This window comes from Herbaspirillum sp. GW821-FHT09A12 (assembly GCF_059418325.1).
Genome location: NZ_JBWKPR010000001.1, coordinates 967,211 through 988,861, shown reverse-complemented (window position 1 = coordinate 988,861; position 21,651 = coordinate 967,211). Strand labels below are relative to the sequence as shown.

Below are 21,651 nucleotides of genomic sequence, written 5' to 3'. Positions count from 1 at the left end.
CCATGCAGACCACCGCGCATCCGCTCCCGTTGCACTACACGCTGGAAGGCCCCCGGGACGCGCCAGTGCTGGTGCTGTCCAATTCGCTGGGCACCAGCCTGTCGATGTGGCAAGCCCAGGCCGCTGCGCTGCGCGGCAGGTTCCGCGTACTGCGCTACGACACGCGCGGCCACGGCGGCAGCAGCGCCGTGGCCGGGCTGACGGCCGCCAGCGCCTTCACGCTGGAACAACTGGGGCAAGATGTGCTGGCGCTGCTGGATCGCCTCGATATCGAACGCGCGCACTTCTGCGGCATTTCCATGGGCGGCATCACCGGCCTGTGGCTGGGCGCGCATGCCGGTGATCGCCTGCTGAGCCTGACGGTGGCCAACAGCGCGGCGCGCATCGGCAGCGCGGACGGCTGGCACGCGCGGGCCAAACTGGTCGCTGACGAGGGACTGGGCGGCGTGGCCGGCGGCGCCGCCGGCCGCTGGTTCACGTCCGGCTTTGTGGAACGCTCGCCGGCGCTGGTGGCCGCCATGACGGCTGAACTGGCGGCCTCCTCGGCCAACGGTTACGCCGCTTGCTGCCGCGCGCTGGCGGCGGCCGACCTGCGCGATGCCGTGGCGTCGATCGCGCTGCCCACGCTCATCGTCGCCGGCCGCGACGATCCGGTGACCACGGTGGCCGACGCGCAGTTCCTGCGCCAGCGCATCGCCGGATCGGCCTATGCCGAACTGCCGGCCTCGCACCTCTCCAATATCGAAGCGCCGCAAGCCTTTACCGAAGCACTGGCCGCTTTCATCGGCTGACCTTCCGGGTTCAGCTTGCCGGCGGCATGTGCTCCTGCACGATGCGTTCGGCCATCCCGCGCAACTGGTCGAGCAGCATCGAGCGGTCGCTGGCGCGGTAGTTCATGATCACCGGCGAGACCACGCCCTTGTTCGACAGCGGCCGATACACCACGTCGGTACGGTGCAGGCCTTTGACCGACGCCGGCACCAGCGCCACGCCGACGCCCGCGGCCACCAGGCCGATGGCGGTCTGCATTTCGTTGGCTTCCTTGACGATATGCGGCCGCAAGCCGCGCGCGGCGAAGATATCCAGCACCTGGTCGGCATAGCTGGGGCGCGGGCGCGCCGGATAGAGGATGAACTTTTCGCCGGCCAGTTGCGCCAGGCTCACGCTGCTCTTCTTCAACAGCGCATGGCCCAGCGGGAACACCGCCATCAGCGGTTCGGCCACCAGCGTCTCGCAGGCGATATCCGGATCGCTGATCGGCAGGCGGCCGAACCCGACATCGATGCGGCCGGATTTCAGCGCCTCCACCTGCTCCATCGTCACCAGTTCCGAGAAGCCCACTTCGATCTCGGGCTGGCTGGCGCGGAAACGCTTGATCAGTTCAGGCAGCAAGCCATACATGGCCGAAGGCACGAAGCCGACGTTGAACCACAGGTTGGCGCCGGCGGCGATGCGCCGCGTGCCCTCCTCGATCTGCTCCAGCCGCGCCAGCAACTGCACGGTCTGTTCGTAGAAGAACTTGCCGGCCATGGTCAGCGCAATGGGGCGGGACTCGCGGTCGATCAGTTCGGCGCCAAGCATCTCTTCGAGCTGGCGGATCTGGCGGCTCAAGGGGGGTTGGGCGATGTGCAGCAGTTCGGCGGCACGGCTGAAACTCAGCGTGCCGGCGACGGCGTTGAAGTATCGGAGATGGCGGAGTTCCAAATCTGCTCCATGAGGGGAACGGCGTCAGGGGCGTCGGGGGGGGGCAGGCGCCTCAGGCGCGCTTGGCCGCCTTGCCCGGTTTCTTGGTCGACGCTTTGGCCTTGGCCGGCTGGCCATCCCGGTCTTCAGGCTTGGCCGCCTTCTGCGCTTTCTTGACCTTGCCCTTCGGCCCGTCGTCGGCCGCCCCCTCCTGCAGGCGCGCCTCGTTGGCGGCCTCGCGGCGGCGCGCGATCGATTCCAGGCGCTCGCGCGTGGCCTCGTCGGCCTGCGGGCCGGACACGATGGCGTAGTCGCGCGCATTGATTTCACGGCCGCTGTTGCGGTCCACCAGCGCCAGGTCGACCTGCTTGCCGGTCTTGGCGTCGACCAGCATCACGCTCGGGCCTTCCGGCGCGAAATGCTTGTTGCCCCAGGCATTGAGCGCAATGATGATGGAGCGGAAATCGCGGCCGAGGTCGGTCAGCACATATTCGAAGCGCGGCGGGCGGTCGCTGTACTGGCGGCGTTCCAGCATGCCGGCCTCGACCAGGGTATGCAGCCGGCGCGTGAGCATGTTGGGCGCGATGTCCAGGCTCTTCTGGAACTGGTCGAAGCGGGTCAGCCCCTGCAGCGCGTCGCGCAGGATCAGGATGCTCCACCATTCGCCCACGCGCTCGAGCGTGCGCGCCACCGGGCATTGCATGTTGCCAAAACTCTTGCGTTCCATATCGGCTCCTTGGCGGCGTTTTTTCCGCTGTCTTTTCCGCTATCATCAGTTACTATCATTTTGCAATGATAATGGAAGTATATCTCAATCCAAACGGGAGACGCCGTGAAAGAGCCGATGTTCCTTGAAGACTTCGAGGTGGGGCAGGTTTTCCGCCATCCGGGCGGGGTGGCCGTGACGGCCGATGCCATCAAGCAATTCGCCGGGCAATTCGATCCCCAGCCGTTCCACCTGGACGAGACTGCCGCGCAACAGTCCTTCTTCCGCGGCCTGGCCGCCAGCGGCTGGCATACCGCCGGGCTGACCATGCGCATGCTGGTCGATACGCTGCCCATCCACGGCGGCCTGATCGGCGCCGGTTTCGAGGAATTCCGCTGGCCGCGCCCGACCCGGCCGGGCGACGTGCTGCGGCTGGAAGCGGAGGTGCTGGGCATCAAACTTTCTCAGTCCAAGCCGCTGCAGGGCTTCCTCTATCACCGCGTGACCACCTACAACCAGCACGACCAGGCGGTGCTGGTGATGACCGGCAACCTGCTGGCGCCGCGCCGGCCGCAATAAGCGGCCGGGAGTGCGGTCAAGCCGCGTCCGGCTGCTGCGAAGGATGCGCCTGCTGGAACGCCGGCAAGGCGTTACAGGCATCCTCGATGGCGCACAGCGTCGGATACGGCTGCATGTCGACCTCGAAGCGGCGCGCGTTGAACATCTGGGGCACCAGGCAGCAATCGGCCATGGTGGGCATGTCGCCCACGCAAAAATGGCCGCGCGTGTTGTCCGCGGCCAGCTGCTTTTCCAGCGCGGCGAAGCCGAGCTTGATCCAGTGCTGGATCCATTCGTTCTTCTGGTCGTCGTCCACGCCCAGCTGGTGCTTGAGATAGCGCAGCACGCGCAGGTTGTTCAGCGGATGGATCTCGCAGGCGATGGCCAGCGACAGTTCGCGGATATGCGCGCGCTGTGCCGCATCGCCCGGCAGCAGCGAGGGCATCGGGAAGCGTTCTTCCAGATATTCCAGCACCGCCAGCGATTGCGCCATATGGTGGCCGTCATGCGCCAGCACCGGCACCAGCGAATGCGGATTCAGCTCCGCAAAGGCCGGCAGGAACTGCTCGCCGCCGCGGTTGAGCAGGTGCACCGGCACCGTGTCGTAGGCCTGCCCTTTCAGGTTCAGGGCGATGCGTACACGGTAAGAAGCGGAACTGCGGAAATAGCCGTAAAGGGTTGTCATCCTCGTTCTTCCTTAAGGAAATCTTTTATCGAACTCAAGCCAGGCTGCGCGCCGGCAACACGGTGCCGGCCACTTCGCCGAAACCGATGCGCGGCAGGCCGTCGCGTAGTGCCAATGCGCGCATGACGATGGTATCGCCATCTTCGATGAAGATGCGCTGTTCGCCGCCGGGCAGCGTGATCGCCTGCTTGCCGCCGCCGGTCAGCTCCAGCAGCGACCCCGCCTGTTCCGGCTGCGGGCCGGATTGGGTGCCCGACCCCAGGAAATCGCCGGGACGCAGGTTGCAGCCGTTGACGGTATGGTGCGCCACCAGTTGCGACACGCTCCAGTACGAGTCGCGGAAGTTCGACAGCGACAGCCGCTGCGGCGGCTGCCCCGCTTCGCGCATGGCGCGCGTCTGGATCAGCACTTCCAGTTGCAGGTCGAAGGCGCCGCTCTGGCGCAAGGCGGCCGAGTCGAGATAAGGCAGCGGCTGCGGATCGCCTGCGGCACGCGTCCAGGCGCAGCGGTAAGGCGCCAGCGCTTCCAGCGTGACGATCCAGGGCGAAATGGTGGAGGCGAAACTCTTGGACAGGAACGGCCCCAGCGGCTGGTATTCCCAGGCTTGCACGTCGCGCGCCGACCAGTCGTTCAACAGGCACAGGCCAAATACCTTGCCCTCGGCCTCGTCCATCGTCACCGGCTCGCCCAGCGCGTTGCCGCCGCCGATGAAGATACCCACTTCCAGCTCGTAGTCCAGCCGCTTGCAGGGGCCGAAGGATGGCGTCTCGGCGTCCGGCGCCTTGGTCTGCCCCACCGGACGGCGGAACTGCTGGCCGGAAACGGCAATGGAAGAAACCCGGCCGTGGTAGCCGATCGGCACCCATTTGTAGTTGGGCAGCAGCGGATTGTCGGGACGAAACAGCTTGCCCACCGCGGTGGCATGGTGGATCGAGGTATAGAAATCGGTGTAGTCGCCGATGGCGGCCGGCAAGGCGTACTCGGCCTGCGCCTGCGGCGCCAGGCAGGCGGCCAGCTCGCTCTGGTGCGCCGAGCCGGCGCGCAGCACATGCGACAGCGCCAGCCGCAGTTCGGACCAGGCCGCCGCATCCAGCGCCATCAGGGCGTTGAGCGTGGAACCTTCAACTGCCGCATGCGCCGCCTTGCGCGCCAGCTCGTCGAAGCCGGAAAAGGCGCCGGCCGCATGCGCCGCCTGCAAGTCCAGGATCTGGTCGCCGATGGCCACGCCGGCGCGGAAGGCTTCATCGCTGCCGGCGCGGCGGAACACCCCATACGGCAGGTTCTGGATCGGGAACGGGCAGCCGTCGGCATTGGCGCTTTCCACCCAGCTGCGCAGTGCGGCATCGTGGGTTTCGTTCAGTCGTACGCTTGGCTGGTTCATGCTTGCTCCGGGTTGAAGTTCTTCGGGATGCCCTGCCAGCAGTTCTGGTAATCGCGCTGCAGCGTGGGCGACTCCAGCGCATGGCGGGTGGGGCGGATGATGTTGCGCGTCTCGAACATGAAGGCCATGGTGCTGTCGACCTTGTTGGGCTTGCTGGTGTCGGCGCGGCTGGCCTTCTCGAAAGTGGCGGCGTCGGGGCCGTGGCCGCTCATGCAATTATGCAGGCTGGCGCCGCCGGGGACGAAACCGCCGGCCTTGGCATCGTATTCGCCGGTCACCAGGCCCATGAACTCGCTGGCCACGTTGCGGTGGAACCAGGGCGGGCGGAAGGTATCCTCGGCCGCCAGCCAGCGCGGCGGGAAGATCACGAAATCGAGCGTGTCCACGCCCGGCGTATCGCTCTGCGACTGCAACACCAGGAAAATCGACGGATCGGGGTGGTCGTAGCTGATCGAGCCGATGGTATTGAAATGGCGCAGGTCGTATTTGTACGGCGCATAGTTGCCGTGCCAGGCCACCACGTCCAGCGGCGAATGACCGAGCTTCGCTTGCCACAGCTGGCCGCCGAACTTGGCGACCAGCCGGAAGTCGCCTTCGCGGTCTTGGTACCAGGCCTGCGGCGTGAGGAAGTCGCGCGGGTTGGCCAGGCCGTTGGAACCCAGCGGACCGAGGTCGGGCAGGCGCAGCAATGCGCCGAAGTTCTCGCACACATAGCCACGCGCCTGGCCATCGGGCAAGCGCACCTGGAAGCGCACGCCGCGCGGGATCACGGCGATCTCCTGCGGCTCGAGGTCGAGCACGCCCATTTCCGTGAGCAGTTGCAGGCGTCCCGCCTGCGGCACGATCAGCAACTCGCCGTCGGCCGAGTAGAAGAAGCGCTCGGTCATCGGCTGGTTGGCGGCGTAGATGTGGATGGCGCAACCGCTCTGCGCCTCGGGCGAACCGTTGCCGGCCATGGTTACCAGGCCGTCGATGAAATCGGTCGGCGCCGCGGGCATCGGTTGCGGGTCCCAGCGCAACTGGTTGGGCGGCGTCGGCACGCCATCGAAATGGCTCAAGAGCTTGCCGCCGTCGATCGGCACGAAGGCCTCGTGCACCGCGGCCGGACGGATGCGGTACAGCCACGAGCGGCGGTTGTGGCCGCGCGGCGCGGTGAAGGCGGTGCCGGAAAGCTGCTCGGCATACAGGCCGTAGGCGACCCGCTGCGGCGAGTTCCGGTGCGCCGGCAAGGCGCCCGGCAAGGCTTCGCTGGCGAACTCGTTGCCGAAGCCGGACTGGTAGCCCCGGGCAACGACGGCAGCCTGCGCCAGGTGCGATTGTGCGATGCTGTTCATGCGATTTCTCCTTGCAAGCTTTTTAGCGCACGCGGTGCAGGCGCGCCACCGTCAGCGCCGATACCAGCGCCGGCACGGCGGCCGCGACGAACAGCGAGGCGTTGCTCCACTGCATGGCGATCAACTGGCCGCCGATGACCGGCCCCACCACCGAACCGATGCGGCCGATGCCCAGCGCCCAGCCGATGCCGGTCGAGCGCAACGTGGTCGGGTAATAGGTGCCGGCCAGCGCGTTGACGGCCGGTTGCCCGCCGACGACGCAAAAGCCGGCCACCACCACGGCGATGAACAGGAAGGCCGGCACCGCCGCCACCTTGCCGATCAGCGCGATGGCCACGCAGGCCACCACGAAGCAACTGCCCAGCACCCTGGTGAAGCCGTAACGGTTGATGAACCAGCCCAGGGTCAGCGTGCCGACCACGCCGCCCACCTGCAGCGAAGTGCCGATCAGCACCGCCATGCCGGTCGAATAGCCGGCGTCGTGGATCAGCGTGGGCAGCCAGTTGGACAGGAAATACAGGTTGATCAGGTTCATGAAGCTGATCAGCCACAGCAGCAGCGTGATGCCGGCGCGGCCCTCGCGGAACAGTTCGGCCACCGGCATGCCGTCGGCCTTGGTCTCTTTCACGACGATGCGGGTGTCGCCGTCGAGCGTGATGGAGGGATCGAGCTTCTTCAGCCAGCGTGCCGCCTTTTCCCTCGGGCGGCGGCGCAATACCAGGAACTGGATCGACTCCGGCAGCCAGAACAGCATGGCGATGCCCAGCAGCAGTGGCACCGCCCCGCCCACCCAGAACACCGCGTGCCAGCCGTAGGCCGGGATCAGCGCGGCGCTGACAAACCCGCCGGCGGCGGCGCCCACGGTGAAGCCGCAAGACACCAGCATCATGCGCGTCACGCGCGAGGAAGAGGGGCTGAACTCGCCTACCAGCGCCATCGCATTGGGCATGATGCTGCCCAAGCCGAAGCCGGTGATGAAACGCAGCGCCAGCAACTGGTCGATGCTGGTGACCAGCGGCGTGGCCAGCATGCACACGGCGAAGAACAAGGTGGAGGCGATCAGCACCGGGCGACGGCCGTAGCGGTCGCCCACCGGCGTCAGCGCCAGCGAACCCAGCAGCATGCCGAACAGGCCGGCGCCGAATACCGGCCCCAGGCTGGCGCGGCTCACGCCCCAGTCGCCGATGATGGCCGGCGCCACATAGCCCATGGCCTGGACGTCAAAGCCATCGATGATCAGGCACAGGCCGCACAGCAGCAGCAAGCCGAACTGGAAGGCGCCGAAGCGCCCCTGCTCCACCACCTGATCGACATTGATCGTGGGCGCGGCTGCACCCGGCTGAAAACTCATGCTCTTGCTCCTCTGTCTCTTTGTATTTTTCAGTTCGTCTCGTTGCCTGCCTGCGCACCGGATGTTTTGATCGCTTGGCGCGGCGGCAACAATGGGCTGTCATTGCCGGCAGGACATCGCTGATTGTTCTTATTGCGTTGACACTGTAGTGCAATCGACTTTCTTTTACGATATAAATGCCGGAATGTGGTTCATTGATTTTATGAATAAAGGTTTTCCAAACGCCTGCCCATGATCGAACCAAGCGATATCGACCTCAACCTGCTGGTGGTCTTCCAGGAAGTGTTCCAGGAACGCCGGATCTCATCCGTGGCGCGCCGCCTGGGGCTGTCGCAGCCGGCCGTCAGCAATGCGCTGGCGCGCCTGCGGCGCAGCTTCGGCGACGAGCTGTTCGTGCGCACCGCGCAGGGCATGCAGCCCACGCCGTTCGCCGAACACCTGGCCGAGCCGGTGGCGGCGGCGCTGCAGCAGGTCTCGCGCGCGCTCAACCTGCAGGAAGGCTTTTCAGCGCAATCCAGCCAGCGCCACTTCACCATTGCCATGACCGATGTCGGCGAGGTCTATTTCATGCCGGCGCTGGTCGAAACCTGCGGCCGCCTGGCGCCGGGGGTGCGCATCAGCACGGTGCGCGCCGGCGCCATCGACCTCAAAAGCGAAATGGAATCGGGCCGGGTGGACCTGGCCATCGGCGCCTTCGACAATGTTTCCGGCGCGCTCTACCAGCGCCGGCTGTTCCGCCAGAACTATGTGAGCATGTTTCGCATCGGCCATGCGCTGGACGGCAAGGGCGACATTACGTTGAAGCAATTCCTGGCGGCCGGGCACCTGATGGTGTCGTCGCTGGAGAGCCCTTACGACCGCATCAACCAGAACCTGGAGAAGGCCGGCATATTGCCCAGCGTGCGTTTTAGCGTGCCGCACTTCACCGCCGTGCCGTATATCGTCAGCACCACCGAGCTGGTGGTCACCGTGCCGCGCAAGCTGGCCGAAAGCGCCGCCGCGCCGTTCGGCTTGCATTACATCAAGCCGCCGCTGCGCCTGCCGTCGCTGCAGACCAATATTTTCTGGCATCGCCGCTACAATCAGGATGAAGGCAACCAGTGGCTGCGCGGCTTCATCTCCGAGCACTTCGCCGAATGACAAGAACGACAAGAACCACAGCACAGGGAAACCACATGCACATCTACCGCGAGTACACCCGTGACGCGCTGGACCGGCAATACAACGTGAGACTGGATATCACCGATTTCCAGGACTACTTCGACCGTTTCGCGCAGCAAGCGGCCGCCGCCCGGGCCGCCCATGCGCATCTGGCCGATGTGCCTTACGGCGGCGACCCGCTGCAGACTTTCGATTTCTTCCCGGCCGGCGCCAATGGCCGGCCGCTGGTGCTGTACATTCACGGCGGCTACTGGCGCTCGCTGGACAAGAACCTGTTCAGCCACCTCGCCCTGCCCTATCTGCAGGCCGGCATCAATGTCGCGCTGATCAATTACCGGCTGGCGCCGCAGGTACGAATGGACGCGATTGCCGTCGACTGCGCCACCGCGCTCAAGCAGTTGCATGCGAAGGCCGGCGCCCTGGGCTTCGCCGCCGATGCCATCTGGCTCATGGGCCATTCGGCCGGCGGCCACCTGGCCACGCTCATCGGCGCGCTGGGGCCGGCGCCGGTCAAGGGCGTGTGCGGCATCAGCGGCATCTACGACCTGGAACCGGTCAGGCTGAGTTACCTCAACGAGGCCATGCACCTGTCGCCCGCCGACGCTGTCCAGGCCAGCCCGATCCGCCGGCTGCCGCCGCCCGGCGTGAAAACGCTGCTCTGTACAGGCGGCCTCGAATCCGACGAATTCCGGCGCCAGCGGGATGCCTACGCGGCCAGCCTGCATCAATCCAACCATGCGGTCACCATGGCCGAGGCGCCCGGCGCGCACCATCTGGGCATCATCGATGTGGCGGCCGACGCCGACAGTGCCTTGACCCGCGCCATGCTGGCCATGGTCCAGGCCGGCTGAGCGCCCCCCTCTCTCTCAGCCGCATCGCATTGCCTGTTCGTCAAGCAGGCGGGCGGCCGATTCTTTTCAGTAAACGCCCAACATTGCAAATAAACGCCAATCATTATCATTTGCGGTAATTTATAATGGCGTTTTCCCCGCATTGCCTGCCTGCAATGGCTTTGCCGGCGATTCTTCCAGTGGAAGAACAAGGGGTTCCGGCCCGACCACCATCGAACAACAATACGCTGCCCGCCATCGCGCAGCCCAACGCCGCACAAGCATGTTCAAGACTATCTGGTTCCAAATCCACTGGTTCATCGGCATCACCGCCGGCACCATCCTCATGGCCATCGGCCTCACCGGCGCCATGCTCTCCTTCCGCGAGGAGATCATGGATGCGCTCAGCCCCGGCGTCATGCACGTACAGGTGCGCGAGCAACAGCCGCTGACGCCGCAACAGTTGCTGGACAAGATCGGCGCCGCCGAGCCCGGCCGCCGCGTCGCCTCGATCACGCTCTCGCGCGAAGCCGGCGCCTCCGCGCGCGTGGTGTTCGCGCCGCCGGGCGTACGCCGCGGCGAAACGCGCTACGTCGATCCCTATACCGGCCAGGTGTTCGGCCCGGTGACGGGCATGGAATTCTTCGATATCGTGGAACGCTTCCACCGCTGGCTGCTGCTGCCCAGAGAGGACGGCAAGATCATCCTGGGCACGCTGGCGCTGGCGCTGCTCGCACTGGCGCTGTCCGGCCTCTACCTGCGCTGGCCGCGCCGGCCGCTGTCGCTGCAGGCCTGGTTCAGGCTGGACTTCAAATTGCAGGGCCGCTCCTTCCTGTGGAACCTGCACTCCATCATCGGCACCTGGGCGCTGGTGATGTATGTGATCTTCGCCACCACCGGCGCCTATTGGGCGCTGGACTGGTTCAAGCAGGGCGTGAACACGCTGGCCGGCGAAGGACGCGCGCCGCAGGCCCAGCGTGCCGGCGGCGAACGCAGCCCCAAGGAGCCGGCAGCAAGCCCGGCGCCGCTGGACCTGACGCTGGCCTGGAACGCCTTCCTGGCCAAGGCGCCGCATTACCAGAACGCCCAGCTACGCCTGCCCGAGAAAGCGGCGCAACCGGTGCAGATCCTGTTTCTGGACGAACAAGCCTCGCACGAACGCGCGCGCAGCCGCATGACGGTGCTGCCGCAAAGCGGCGAGGTCAAACAGTTCGAACTGTATGAGGACAAAAGCGCCGGCGGCAAATTCATCGCCGCCATCTACCCGCTGCACATGGGCACCTTCTTCGGCCTGCCCGGCCGCATCATCATGACCATCGCCAGCCTGATGCTGCCGCTGTTCGGCATCACCGGCTGGATGCTGTACCTCGACCGCCGCCGCAAGAAGGCGGCGCTGCGCGCCGAGCGCGCCGCGCTGGAACAGGCCGGCGTCGCCGCAACGCCGGCCGGCAAGGAAGGCGCGCAGGCCGTTCAGTACCTGGTCGCCTACGCTTCGCAAGCCGGCCAGGCCGAGCGCGTGGCCCTGCATGCCGCCGCGTTGCTGCGCCAGTCCGGCGCCCAGGCCACGGTGCAGTCGCTGGCGCGCATGACGCCGGAAAAACTGCGCCACCATCCGCGCATCCTGTTCATCGTCAGCACCTTTGGCGAAGGCGAGGCGCCGGACAGCGCGCGCGCCTTCGAGCGCCGCATGCGCGCGGCCTCGGGCGAATCGCTGGCCCACGTCGAATACGCGCTGCTGGCGCTGGGCGACCGCAACTACACCAAGTTCTGCGGCTTCGGCCACACGCTCGACCACTGGCTGCGCAACCGCGGCGCCAAGGCCTTGTTCCCGCTGCTTGAAGTGGATCGCATGGATGGCGGCACGCTGCAAGAATGGGAACAGGTGCTGGCCGCTCACGGCATCGTCACCACGGCCGCGGTCGCTGCGGCCGCCTCTTCGTCCCCATCCGCGCAGCGGCCGCAGGACGACTGGCATGCCTGGTCGCTGGCGGAACGCCGGCAACTGAACCACGGCAGCCAGGGCGAACCGATCTTCCACCTCGAACTGCGCAAAACCGATACCGCCGATGCCGCCGATATCGCCAACGACGCATGGCAGCCGGGCGCACTGGCGGAGATCCTGCCGCGCCATGCGGCCGACCGCGTCGCGCTGCTGCTGCAGCGACTGCAGCTGGATGGCCGCATCGTCGTCGACAGCAAAGGCACGCGCCTGCCCCTGCAAGAGCTGCTGGCGCGCAGCGTGCTTCCGGTCGGCCATGCCGCAACCCATGCCCGCGATGCGCAAGCATTGGCCGATACCTTGCAGCCGCTGGCGGCGCGCAGCTATTCGGTGGCCTCCGTGCCGCAGGACGGCGCGCTGCACCTGCTGGTGCGCCAGGCGCGGCATGAGGACGGTCTGGGCCTGGCGTCGGGCTGGCTGACCGAATACGCGGAGGTGGGCGCCGCGCTGGAGGTGCGCCTGGCGGCCAACGCCAACTTCGCGCCGGCCGGGGACGATACGCCGGCCATCTTCATCGGCAACGGCTCCGGCCTGGCAGGCCTGCGCGGCCACCTGCGCGCGCGCGTCCATGCCGGGCACGCGCGCAACTGGCTGCTGTTCGGCGAGCGCAACCGCCGCCACGACTTCCTCTACCAGGACGAGCTGGAACAATGGCTGGCCGACGGCAAGCTGGCGCGGCTGGACCTGGCCTTCTCGCGCGACCAGAACCAGCGCATCTACGTGCAGGACCGCCTGCGCGACGCGGCCGACGAGTTGCGCCGCTGGATCGCCGACGGCGCCGTGCTGTATGTCTGCGGCAGCCTGGAAGGCATGGCCGCCGGTGTCGATGCCGCGCTCGCCGAGGCGCTGGGCGAGCAGGCGCTGGAAGACCTGATCGAGCAAGGGCGCTATCGGCGCGACGTTTACTAAGCGCCGCTCGCAAACACCGCTGGCCGCGTTGCGTCTCCTTGCCAGCGGCATTTTGTGAGCGGCTATAAAAGCGCTTCACAAACAAAAAGAGGAAACGCATCGCGTTTCCTCAAGTTCCTCGACCTGCGGGCCCCGCAGGCCCCGCGATGTCATGCCGCAACCGCTTGCGGCCCAGCGCTTACTTCAGCGTCATGATCCATTTCACCAGCTCGCGCGCTTCGGCTTCGCTGACCTGAGCCTTGTTGGCCGGCATCGGCACCGCGCCCCACACGCCGCCGCCGCCGTTCAGGATCTTCTGGGCCAGCTTGGTTTCGGCATCCTTCTGACCGGCATATTTCTTGGCCACATCCTTGAAGGAAGGGCCGACGATCTTGTTGTCGACCGAATGGCAAGCCATGCAGTTCTTGGACTTGGCCAATTGCGGGTTGGCCAGCGCTTCGGCGGAAATGGCCGATCCGGCGACCAGGGTGGCGATCAACAACAGGTATTTCATAAGGGCTCCTCAGCATTCTTGAACGGCCGGACCTTCGCTCGCAAGAGGCGCGAGGAAGTCCGCAGGCGGGCCTATTCTACCTGCCTTGGCGGCTCCCCTATTATCTCCCTGTGCGTATATCTGTCATAGACCAAATCCCATGTCGATACAGTCAGCCGGTGACCGCGCCCTTGCTGGCGGTGGAGGCCAGCGCCGCGAACTTGGCCAGCACGCCGCGCGTATAGCGCGGGGCCGGCTGCTTCCAGGCAGCGCGGCGCTTGTCGATTTCCGCCTCGGGCACGTTGAGCTGGATCAGTTGCCGGTGGGCGTCGATGGTGACCGAGTCGCCTTCGTGGACCAGCGCGATGGCGCCGCCGACAAACGCTTCCGGCGCCACGTGGCCGACCACCATGCCCCAGGTTCCGCCGGAAAAGCGGCCGTCGGTAATCAGCCCGACCGATTCGCCCAAGCCCTTGCCGATCAGCGCCGAGGTCGGCGCCAGCATCTCCGGCATGCCGGGGCCGCCCTTGGGGCCGAGGTAGCGCATCACCAGCACGTCGCCCGGCTTGATCCGGTCGGCCAGGATCGCGTCCATGGCGCTGTATTCGTCGTCGAACACGCGCGCCGGTCCGGTGATCACCGGGTTCTTCAAACCGGTGATCTTGGCCACGCAGCCTTCGGTGGCCAGATTGCCCTTGAGGATCGCCAGGTGGCCCTGTGCGTACAGCGGCCGGTCGATCGGATGGATCACCTCCTGGTCGGCGCGCAGCGCGGGCACGCTTTCCAGTTCCTCGGCCAGCGTCTTGCCGGTAATGGTGAGGCAGTCGCCATGCAGCAGGCCGGCCTGGTGCAGTACCTTCAGCACGGCCGGAATGCCGCCGGCCCGGTGCAGGTCGGTGGCGACGTACTTGCCCGAAGGCTTGAGGTCGCAGATCACCGGCACCTTCTGGCGCATGCGCTCGAAGTCGTCGATGCTCCATTCGATCTCGGCGGCGTGGGCGATGGCCAGGTAGTGCAGCACGGCGTTGGTCGAGCCGCCGGTGGCCATGATCAGGGCCACGGCGTTTTCGATCGATTTGCGGGTGATGATGTCGCGCGGCTTGATGTCTTTCTTCACCGCCTCCACCAGCACGCGCGCCGATTCGGCGGCGGAGCCGGTCTTTTCATCGTCGGGATTGGCCATGGTCGAGGAATAGAACAGCGCCATGCCCAGCGCCTCGAACGAGGACGACATGGTGTTGGCGGTATACATGCCGCCGCAGGAACCGGACGACGGGCAGGCGTTGCGCTCGATGCCGTCGAAATCTTCCTGCGACATGCGGCCGGCGGAAAACTCGCCCACCGCCTCGAAGGCCGAGACGATGGTCAGGTCGCGGCCCTTCCACTTGCCCGGCTTGATGGTGCCGCCGTAGACATAGATGCCCGGCACATTGGTGCGCGCCAGGGCGATCATGCCGCCCGGCATGTTCTTGTCGCAGCCGCCGATGACCACCACGCCATCCATCCATTGCCCGTTGACGGCGGTCTCGATGCAGTCGGCGATGACTTCGCGCGAGATCAGCGAATACTTCATGCCTTCGGTGCCCATCGACATGCCGTCCGAAATGGTCGGCGTGCCGAATACCTGCGGATTGGCGTCGGCCTGCTTGATGGCCGCGATGGCGACATCGGCCAGCTTCTGCAGGCCGGAGTTGCAAGGCGTGATGGTGGAGTGGCCGTTGGCCACGCCGATCATCGGCTTGTCGAAATCGTCCTTCTCGTAGCCCAGCGCGTAATACATCGAACGGTTCGGGCTGCGCGAAACGCCCTGGGTGATATTTTTGGAACGGCGGTTGTATGGCATGGGGGGTCTCCTGGTTGAACGGGGCGAACTCTCTGTGTTGTTTTGCCAGCGATCACGGTATCTGGCGGGCCCCCGGCCATATCGGACATGGTCATGGCGGCCGGGGCGGAGTTCCCGAATTGCAGATTGCGCTTGTCCATATCAGCCTGTCAAATATATTATTCATCGACAATTAATACGCCAGAGATATCAGGAAACCTCCGCCCATGTCCTCCGACACCCGCCTGGAACTGCGCCAATTGCGTTACTTCGCCGCCGTGGCCGAAGAAAAGCATTTCGGCCGCGCCGCCATCCGGCTGCACATGACGCAGCCGCCGCTGTCGCAAGCCATCGCCGCGCTGGAAGAAATGCTGGGCACGCCGCTGTTCTTGCGCACCAAGCGCAGCGTGGCGCTGACCCCGGCCGGGGAAGCCTTGCTGCCGGAAGCCCAGCGCATCCTGCAACAGGCCGCGGCCTTGCCCGACCTGGCGCGGCGTGCCGCCAGCGGCGCCTCGGGCCTGCTGTCGCTGTCCTTCATCTCGACCGCCGACTACAGCATCCTGCCGCCGCTGCTGCAGCGTTTCCGCGCACGCTACCCGCAGGTACAGATCGACCTGCGCGAAGCCACCACCGACATCCAGCTGGAAGACCTGATGCAAGGCAAGATCGACGCCGGCCTGCTGCTGCCGCCGCTGCCCGACAAGGCGGCGGCCGTGCTCGACTACCGCCCGGTGCTGTCGGAACCGCTGGTGGCCGCGCTGCCGGCCGGCGCCGTGCGCGGGCGCGACGCCGTGGCGCTGAAAAGCCTGCGCGAGCTGCCGCTGATCATTTTCCCGCGGCGCATCTCGCCGGCCTTCCACGACACCATCCTCTCCTGCTTTCGCGATGCCGGGGTGACGCCGCACATCGGCCAGGAGGCGATCCAGATGCAGACCATCGTCGGCCTGGTGTCGGCTGGCATGGGAATGGCGCTTGTGCCACAATCCGTATCCAACCTGAAGCGGCCCGGCGTCGACTACCGCCGGCTGTCGGACCCGACGCCGGACATCCAGACCGGCCTGGCCTGGCGGCGCGACAGCCAATCGACGGTGCTGCGCGCCTTCCTTGAATTGCTGGAACCGGCCGCCTGAACTAGTTAGGAGAGCGCATGCTCCAAATGCCTCTCCGTCCCGCCCATCACTGAAAGACCGAATTCATGCTGATTCATCCCATGCCCGACCCGATCGCCCTCCAGATCGGCCCGCTTGCCGTCCACTGGTATGGCCTGATGTACCTGCTGGCCTTTGCGCAATTCCTCGCCATCGGCCGCCTGCGCATCAGGCAGCCGCATATCGCCGCGCTCGGCTGGAAAAAGGAGGATCTCGACGACATGCTGTTCTACGGCGTGCTGGGGGTGGTCATCGGCGGCCGCCTGGGCGAGATCCTGTTCTACAACCCGGCGTATTACTTCGCCCACCCGGCCGACATGATCGCGGTATGGAAAGGCGGCATGTCCTTCCACGGCGGCTTCCTCGGCGTGCTGCTGGCGATGTGGCTGTGGGGCCGCAAGCGCGGCCGCCACCTGATGGACATCATGGACTTCATCGCGCCGCTGGTGCCGCTGGGCTACGCCGCCGGCCGCCTGGGCAACTTCATCAACGCCGAACTGCCGGGCCGCCCGGCCGATCCCTCGCTGCCGTGGGCGATGATCTGGCCCAACGTCGACAACATCCCGCGCCATCCGTCGCCGATCTACCAGATGCTGGTGGACGGCATCCTGCTGTTCATCATCCTGTGGTTCTTCGCCCGCCAGCCGCGCCCGCGCATGGCGGTGGCCGGCATGTTCTCGCTGCTGTACGGCTGCGCGCGCTTCTTCACCGAGTACTTCCGCGTGCCGGACTACGAGGTGCATGTCGCCGGCTTCACCATCTCGGCCGGGCAGATGCTGTCGGTGCCGATGATCGCGCTGGGCATCCTGCTGCTGGTGGTGGCCTACCGCAACAAGCAGCAGGCGCAAGCGCCCGCGCAGGCCGGATAGCATTGGCAAGACGCAAATGAAAACGGGCGGTACCTTCATCGGTACCGCCCGTTTTCATTGGATCGTCGGCGCGCCTTCGATACGCGGCGTTGCCGCTACTCAGTCCGAACGGAAATCAAATAGCGAAATCGAATAACCGTTCGGGCTGAGTAGCCGCGCAGCGGCGTATCGAAGCCTGTCCCGAGCTTGTCGCAGGGGCGCGCCGAGGCGAACGTCAGGCCTTCTTCAGCGCACTGGCCGCACGCGCCAGTTCGGTGATCTTGCCCCAGTCGCCGGCCTCAATGGCCGCCTTCGGGGTCAGCCACGAGCCGCCCACGCAGACCACGTTCTTGCAGGCCAGGAATTGCGGCGCAGTCTCTTGCGTGATGCCGCCGGTCGGGCAAAACGCGACGTCGCCCAGCGGACCGGCAATGCCGTTCAACATGCCGATGCCGCCGGCCGGCACCGCCGGGAACAGCTTCAACTGGCGAAAGCCCGCCTCGCGCGCGGCCATCACTTCGGACGGCGTCATCACGCCCGGCAACAGCGGCAGGCCGCTGCGCTTGGCGGCTTCGATCAGCGCCGGGGTCAGGCCGGGCGAGACGCCGAACACCGCGCCGGCGTCGCGCGAGGCGACGAACTCTTCGGGCGCGGTCAAGGTGCCGACGCCGACGATGGCCTCAGGCACCGACTCGGCAATGGCGCGGATGGCCGGCAGCCCGTGCTCGGTGCGCAGCGTGATTTCCAGCACGCGGATGCCGCCGGCGACCAGCGCCCTGGCCAACGGAATGGCGTGTTCGAACTTGTCGATCGCGATCACCGGGATGACCGGCGAGGCGCGCATGATTTCCAGTGTGGTCTTCATACCGTTGTCTTCTCTTTCTCTTTGATCGGAGGCAGGCCGAAAGTGGCGCCGCCCTCTTCCGCCGTACCGACGGTGTTACGGAACATGGCAAACAGCTCGCGCCCCATGCCGTGCTGGTTGTCGAACAGGTCGCCGGCGTCTTGTCCGCGCCGCTCCCATTCATCCTGCGGCACCAGCGCTTCCAGCACGCCGGCCTCGGCGTCCAGGCGGATCATGTCGCCGCTGCGCACGCGGCCCAGCGGACCGCCGCCCAGCACTTCGGGCGTGACGTGGATCGCGGCCGGTACTTTACCCGATGCGCCCGACATGCGGCCATCGGTGACCAAGGCCACATGGCGTCCCTTGTCCTGCAGGATGCCCAGCGCCGGGGTCAGCGCATGCAGTTCCGGCATGCCGTTGGCGCGCGGGCCCTGGAAGGTGATCACGGCGATGAAATCCTTATCCAGCTCGCCGGCCTTGAAGGCCGCCATGAAGGCTTCCTGCGAATGGAATACGATGGCCGGCGCCTGCACCGCACGGTGTTCGTGCTTGACCGCCGAAGTCTTGATGACCGCGCGGCCGAGGTTGCCCTGCAGCAGCTTGAGGCCGCCATCGGCCGAGAACGGCTTGGCCACCGTGCCCAGCACGCCTTCGTCGGCGCTGGTTGCCGGCACGTCCTGCCACACCACCTTGCCGACCTCGCCTTGCGGCGCCTCGCCGGCCAGCATCGGTTCCTTGCAATGCTGGCGCAGGCCCTGGCCGAGGATGGTGGTGACGTCGTCGTGCATCAGGCCGGCGTCGATCAGCTCGCGCAGCACGAAACCGGTGCCGCCGGCGGCATGGAAATGGTTCACGTCGGCGGTGCCGTTGGGGTAGATGCGGGTAATCAGCGGCACCACGGCGGAGAGCTTGGAGAAGTCGTCCCAGTCGATCACGATGCCGGCCGCCTTGGCGATGGCCACCAGGTGCAGCGTGTGGTTGGTGGAGCCGCCGGTGGCGTGCAGCGCGACGATGGCGTTGACGATGGCCTTCTCGTCGATCATGCGCCCCACCGGCGTGTATTGCGCGCCCTGGTCGGTGATGCGCGCGGCCTGGCGCGCGGCTTCGGCGGTGAGGGCGTCGCGCAGCGGCGTGTTGGGAGTGATGAAGGCGGCGCCCGGCAGGTGCAGGCCCATCGCTTCCATCAGCATCTGGTTGCTGTTGGCGGTGCCGTAGAAGGTGCAGGTGCCGGCGCCATGATAGGACTGCGACTCGGCTTCCAGCAGCTCGGCGCGGCCGATCTTGCCGGCGGTGTAGAGCTGGCGGATCTTGACCTTGTCGCTGTTGCTCATGCCGCTGGTCATCGGCCCGGCCGGCACGAACACCGCCGGCAGGTGGCCGAAGTGCAGCGCGCCGATCAACAGGCCCGGCACGATCTTGTCGCATACGCCCAGATACAGCGCGGCGTCGAACATGTTGTGCGAGAGCGCGATGGCGGTTGCCATGGCGATGGCGTCGCGCGAGAACAGCGACATTTCCATGCCGGTCTGGCCCTGCGTGACGCCGTCGCACATGGCCGGGGTGCCGCCGGCGAACTGCGCCACGGCGCCGACTTCACGCGCGGCCTGCTTGAGGATCTGGGGGAAACGCTCGAACGGCTGGTGCGCCGAGAGCATGTCGTTGTAGGCGGAGACGATGGCCAGCGAGGGCGCCTTGTCTTCCTTCAACTTCAGTTTGTCGTTGGCCGGGAAGGCAGCGAAGCCGTGGGCCAGGTTGGTACATGCCAGCGCGCCGCGCTGCACGCCCTTGCGGCGGGCCGCTTCCAGTCGTTCGAGGTAAGCGGTCCGGTAGGGACGGCTACGTTCGGCGATGCGTCGGGTGACGCTGGCTAAGGTAGCGTTGAGAGGCATTGTCGTTTCCTGTTAGCGTTAACAATGTAATTTTACTACACAATTTTCAACAAATAAAATCAAATACTTAGCTTTTCCATCGTGCATCGCAGCACCGGTTTCTGCATGGAATTTCATTATCCCTCAAGATGCCCTGCCAGCAAGCGATCCGGCTTTCGACGCCTCTTCGCCGATAATGTCATCCATCCGTCATAAACTGTAGTGAAATTACCTTCAAGGGCGCATTTGATGTATAGTTTGCACGTCGCACCGAAGAACTCAAGCCGTGCCCGGGCCGCCAATGCCCGCAGTGTCGCGGCGTTCAACAACATTGACCACATGCACACCACCGCCCTGACCGACACGGCAGCATTCAAAGCCCTGCAGCAACACCACGCCGGACAAGCCGTCCACTGGCACATGCGCGAGCTGTTCGCGCAGCAGCCCGACCGCTTCGAACGCATGTCGGTGCGCGCCGCCGGCCTGCTGCTGGACTACTCCAAGAACCGCATCGAGTCCGAGACCCTGTCGCTGCTGCTGGGCCTGGCGCGCGAACGCCGGGTGGAAGCCCTGCGCGACGCCATGTTCAGCGGCGCGAAAATCAACTTTACCGAACATCGGGCAGTCTTGCACACCGCATTGCGCGCGCCGGCCGGCGAGGCCCCGGTGCAAGTGGATGGACAGCAGGTCGGGGCGGATGTTCACGCCGTGCTCGGCCATATCCGCGATTTCACCGAACGCGTGCGCAGCGGGCAGTGGCGCGGCCACACCGGGCGCGAGATCACCGACATCGTCAACATCGGCATCGGCGGCTCCTACCTCGGCCCGCAGATGGTCTGTACCGCGCTGCGTCAGTTCAGCCATGCGCGCCTGAAGGCGCACTTCGTCTCCAACGTGGACGGCCACGACCTTGATGAGGTGCTGTCCAGGGTCGATCCCGAGACCACGCTGTTCATCGTTGCCTCCAAGACATTCACCACGCAGGAAACCATGTTGAACGCGCAGTCCGCGCGCAGATGGTTCCTGCGCCACGGCAACGAGGGCGACCTGGCGCGCCATTTCGTGGCGGTATCGACCAATGCCCAGGAAGTATCGGCCTTCGGCATCGATCCCGACAACATGTTCCCCTTCTGGGACTGGGTCGGCGGGCGCTATTCGGTGTGGTCGGCGATCGGCCTGTCGATCGCGCTGATGGTCGGTTTCGAGCACTTCTCCCAGTTCCTGGGCGGCGCCCACGCGATGGACCGCCATTTCCGCGAAGCCCCGCTGGAAGCCAACATGCCGGTGATCCAGGCGCTCATCGGCATCTGGAACCGCAACTTCTTCAACAGCGAGTCGCTGTCGATCGCGCCTTACCACCATGGCCTGCGCTATTTCCAGGCCTACCTGCAGCAACTGGAGATGGAAAGCAACGGCAAGCGCATCACCCGCGACGGCAGCGCCGTGGGCGTGGCCACCTGTCCGTTCATCTGGGGCGATGTCGGCACCAACGGCCAGCACGCCTTCTTCCAGCTGCTGCACCAGGGCACCGACATCACGCCGATCGACTTCATCGCCGTGCTCAAGCCTTCGCACGATATCGACGGCCACCACCAGGTGCTGCTGGCCAACTGCTTCGCCCAGTCCGAAGCCTTCATGCGCGGCAAGGATGCCGATGAGGTGCGCGCCGACCTGCGCAAGCAGGGCCTGGACGAGGCGGAACTGAACGCGCTGTTGCCGCACAAAACCTTCGACGGCAACCGCCCGAGCAACACCATCCTGCTGCCCGAGCTGACGCCGGCCACGCTGGGCTCGCTGATCGCGCTGTATGAGCACAAGACCTTCGTGCAAGGCGCGATCTGGGGCATCAACAGCTTCGACCAGTGGGGCGTGGAACTGGGCAAGGTGCTGGCCAAGACCATCCACGGCGAACTCCAGGCCGAATCCAACCCGGCCCTGCACGATGCCTCGACCAATGCCCTGATCGCCCTGGCGAAGCAGGCCCGGCAAGCTTGACCGGCCCGGCAGCAATGACGGACCGCCGGCGCGGCTGAACGCGCGCCGGCCTCGACA

18 protein-coding genes are annotated in these 21,651 nt (G+C 66.0%); 8 read left to right on the top strand and 10 right to left on the bottom strand.

Features of this window, described 5'->3' with window-relative positions:
* Positions 1–2: 2 nt before the first annotated feature.
* Positions 3–791: a 3-oxoadipate enol-lactonase gene (pcaD, locus tag AC07N6_RS04440; RefSeq protein ID WP_494781104.1), complete on the top strand. Its 789-nt coding sequence runs from the start codon at positions 3–5 to the stop codon at positions 789–791.
* A gap of 10 nt (positions 792–801) precedes the next feature.
* Here the strand turns inward: pcaD and AC07N6_RS04435 are convergent, their stop codons facing one another.
* Both AC07N6_RS04435 and AC07N6_RS04430 read right to left on the bottom strand, forming a co-directional pair.
* On the bottom strand, positions 802–1,704 hold the full coding sequence (locus AC07N6_RS04435; protein ID WP_494781103.1) for a LysR family transcriptional regulator: 903 nt from the start codon (positions 1,702–1,704) through the stop codon (positions 802–804).
* A 52-nt stretch (positions 1,705–1,756) separates the two neighbouring features.
* The gene (locus AC07N6_RS04430; RefSeq protein WP_494781102.1) at positions 1,757–2,410 is read right to left on the bottom strand and encodes a winged helix-turn-helix transcriptional regulator; all 654 of its coding nucleotides are present in this window, start codon (positions 2,408–2,410) and stop codon (positions 1,757–1,759) included.
* A gap of 117 nt (positions 2,411–2,527) precedes the next feature.
* Here AC07N6_RS04430 and AC07N6_RS04425 point away from each other — a divergent pair, with 117 nt between their 5' ends.
* The gene (locus AC07N6_RS04425; RefSeq protein ID WP_494781285.1) at positions 2,528–2,968 is read left to right on the top strand and encodes a MaoC family dehydratase; all 441 of its coding nucleotides are present in this window, start codon (positions 2,528–2,530) and stop codon (positions 2,966–2,968) included.
* A gap of 16 nt (positions 2,969–2,984) precedes the next feature.
* On the opposite strand, the gene maiA is transcribed toward AC07N6_RS04425, so the two are convergent.
* From maiA to AC07N6_RS04405, 4 genes are read right to left on the bottom strand one after another with little or no spacing between them, the layout of a single operon-like run.
* Positions 2,985–3,632, bottom strand: coding sequence for a maleylacetoacetate isomerase (gene maiA / locus AC07N6_RS04420; RefSeq protein WP_494781101.1), 648 nt, complete (start codon positions 3,630–3,632; stop codon positions 2,985–2,987).
* Between the two features lie 34 nt (positions 3,633–3,666).
* Positions 3,667–5,013 (bottom strand): fumarylacetoacetase, encoded by a 1,347-nt coding sequence (gene fahA / locus AC07N6_RS04415; protein ID WP_494781100.1) that lies wholly within the window; start codon positions 5,011–5,013, stop codon positions 3,667–3,669.
* A complete protein-coding gene (gene hmgA, locus AC07N6_RS04410; RefSeq protein WP_494781099.1) occupies positions 5,010–6,347 on the bottom strand; it encodes a homogentisate 1,2-dioxygenase in 1,338 nt (445 codons plus the stop codon). The genes fahA and hmgA overlap by 4 nt, the downstream gene beginning before the upstream one ends.
* A 22-nt stretch (positions 6,348–6,369) precedes the next feature.
* The gene (locus tag AC07N6_RS04405; RefSeq protein WP_494781098.1) at positions 6,370–7,698 is read right to left on the bottom strand and encodes an MFS transporter; all 1,329 of its coding nucleotides are present in this window, start codon (positions 7,696–7,698) and stop codon (positions 6,370–6,372) included.
* Positions 7,699–7,929: 231 nt separating this feature from the next.
* Here AC07N6_RS04405 and AC07N6_RS04400 point away from each other — a divergent pair, with 231 nt between their 5' ends.
* The 3 genes from AC07N6_RS04400 (at position 7,930) to AC07N6_RS04390 (ending at position 12,597) form a co-directional block, all read left to right on the top strand.
* Positions 7,930–8,838 carry a LysR family transcriptional regulator gene (locus AC07N6_RS04400; RefSeq protein WP_494781097.1) on the top strand — a complete coding sequence of 303 codons (909 nt, stop codon included), beginning with the start codon at positions 7,930–7,932 and terminating at the stop codon, positions 8,836–8,838.
* A gap of 35 nt (positions 8,839–8,873) precedes the next feature.
* Positions 8,874–9,710, top strand: coding sequence for an alpha/beta hydrolase (locus AC07N6_RS04395; protein ID WP_494781096.1), 837 nt, complete (start codon positions 8,874–8,876; stop codon positions 9,708–9,710).
* Positions 9,711–9,972: 262 nt separating this feature from the next.
* Positions 9,973–12,597 (top strand): PepSY domain-containing protein, encoded by a 2,625-nt coding sequence (locus tag AC07N6_RS04390; protein WP_494781095.1) that lies wholly within the window; start codon positions 9,973–9,975, stop codon positions 12,595–12,597.
* Positions 12,598–12,775: 178 nt separating this feature from the next.
* Here the strand turns inward: AC07N6_RS04390 and AC07N6_RS04385 are convergent, their stop codons facing one another.
* Both AC07N6_RS04385 and ilvD read right to left on the bottom strand, forming a co-directional pair.
* Positions 12,776–13,090, bottom strand: a complete 315-nt coding sequence (locus AC07N6_RS04385) for a c-type cytochrome (RefSeq protein WP_494781094.1) — start codon at positions 13,088–13,090, stop codon at positions 12,776–12,778.
* A gap of 151 nt (positions 13,091–13,241) precedes the next feature.
* On the bottom strand, positions 13,242–14,912 hold the full coding sequence (ilvD, locus tag AC07N6_RS04380; protein ID WP_494781093.1) for a dihydroxy-acid dehydratase: 1,671 nt from the start codon (positions 14,910–14,912) through the stop codon (positions 13,242–13,244).
* Positions 14,913–15,118: 206 nt separating this feature from the next.
* Between ilvD and AC07N6_RS04375 the strand changes: the two genes are divergently transcribed.
* Entirely contained in the window at positions 15,119–16,021 is a 903-nt protein-coding gene (locus AC07N6_RS04375) for a LysR family transcriptional regulator (RefSeq protein ID WP_494781092.1), read from the top strand.
* A 65-nt stretch (positions 16,022–16,086) separates the two neighbouring features.
* Entirely contained in the window at positions 16,087–16,908 is an 822-nt protein-coding gene (gene lgt / locus AC07N6_RS04370) for a prolipoprotein diacylglyceryl transferase (RefSeq protein WP_494781091.1), read from the top strand.
* 214 nt (positions 16,909–17,122) lie between these two features.
* Here lgt and AC07N6_RS04365 read toward each other — a convergent pair whose 3' ends face one another.
* Positions 17,123–17,752 (bottom strand): bifunctional 4-hydroxy-2-oxoglutarate aldolase/2-dehydro-3-deoxy-phosphogluconate aldolase, encoded by a 630-nt coding sequence (locus tag AC07N6_RS04365; RefSeq protein ID WP_494781090.1) that lies wholly within the window; start codon positions 17,750–17,752, stop codon positions 17,123–17,125.
* Entirely contained in the window at positions 17,749–19,620 is a 1,872-nt protein-coding gene (gene edd / locus AC07N6_RS04360; RefSeq protein WP_494781089.1) for a phosphogluconate dehydratase, read from the bottom strand. Before edd ends, AC07N6_RS04365 begins: the two co-directional genes overlap by 4 nt.
* A 318-nt stretch (positions 19,621–19,938) precedes the next feature.
* Here edd and pgi point away from each other — a divergent pair, with 318 nt between their 5' ends.
* Positions 19,939–21,594, top strand: a complete 1,656-nt coding sequence (gene pgi, locus AC07N6_RS04355; RefSeq protein ID WP_494781088.1) for a glucose-6-phosphate isomerase — start codon at positions 19,939–19,941, stop codon at positions 21,592–21,594.
* Positions 21,595–21,651 lie beyond the last annotated feature (57 nt).

What these genes read in the sequence shown, in the direction of transcription:
- pcaD (WP_494781104.1), top strand. Translation starts at nt 3, where the DNA reads ATGCAGACCACCGCGCATCCGCTCCCGTTGCACTACACGCTGGAAGGC.
- AC07N6_RS04430 (WP_494781102.1), bottom strand. Translation starts at nt 2,410, where the DNA reads ATGGAACGCAAGAGTTTTGGCAACATGCAATGCCCGGTGGCGCGCACG.
- AC07N6_RS04425 (WP_494781285.1), top strand. Translation starts at nt 2,528, where the DNA reads ATGTTCCTTGAAGACTTCGAGGTGGGGCAGGTTTTCCGCCATCCGGGC.
- maiA (WP_494781101.1), bottom strand. Translation starts at nt 3,632, where the DNA reads ATGACAACCCTTTACGGCTATTTCCGCAGTTCCGCTTCTTACCGTGTA.
- fahA (WP_494781100.1), bottom strand. Translation starts at nt 5,013, where the DNA reads ATGAACCAGCCAAGCGTACGACTGAACGAAACCCACGATGCCGCACTG.
- hmgA (WP_494781099.1), bottom strand. Translation starts at nt 6,347, where the DNA reads ATGAACAGCATCGCACAATCGCACCTGGCGCAGGCTGCCGTCGTTGCC.
- AC07N6_RS04405 (WP_494781098.1), bottom strand. Translation starts at nt 7,698, where the DNA reads ATGAGTTTTCAGCCGGGTGCAGCCGCGCCCACGATCAATGTCGATCAG.
- AC07N6_RS04400 (WP_494781097.1), top strand. Translation starts at nt 7,930, where the DNA reads ATGATCGAACCAAGCGATATCGACCTCAACCTGCTGGTGGTCTTCCAG.
- AC07N6_RS04395 (WP_494781096.1), top strand. Translation starts at nt 8,874, where the DNA reads ATGCACATCTACCGCGAGTACACCCGTGACGCGCTGGACCGGCAATAC.
- AC07N6_RS04390 (WP_494781095.1), top strand. Translation starts at nt 9,973, where the DNA reads ATGTTCAAGACTATCTGGTTCCAAATCCACTGGTTCATCGGCATCACC.
- AC07N6_RS04385 (WP_494781094.1), bottom strand. Translation starts at nt 13,090, where the DNA reads ATGAAATACCTGTTGTTGATCGCCACCCTGGTCGCCGGATCGGCCATT.
- ilvD (WP_494781093.1), bottom strand. Translation starts at nt 14,912, where the DNA reads ATGCCATACAACCGCCGTTCCAAAAATATCACCCAGGGCGTTTCGCGC.
- AC07N6_RS04375 (WP_494781092.1), top strand. Translation starts at nt 15,119, where the DNA reads ATGTCCTCCGACACCCGCCTGGAACTGCGCCAATTGCGTTACTTCGCC.
- lgt (WP_494781091.1), top strand. Translation starts at nt 16,087, where the DNA reads ATGCTGATTCATCCCATGCCCGACCCGATCGCCCTCCAGATCGGCCCG.
- AC07N6_RS04365 (WP_494781090.1), bottom strand. Translation starts at nt 17,752, where the DNA reads ATGAAGACCACACTGGAAATCATGCGCGCCTCGCCGGTCATCCCGGTG.
- edd (WP_494781089.1), bottom strand. Translation starts at nt 19,620, where the DNA reads ATGCCTCTCAACGCTACCTTAGCCAGCGTCACCCGACGCATCGCCGAA.
- pgi (WP_494781088.1), top strand. Translation starts at nt 19,939, where the DNA reads ATGCACACCACCGCCCTGACCGACACGGCAGCATTCAAAGCCCTGCAG.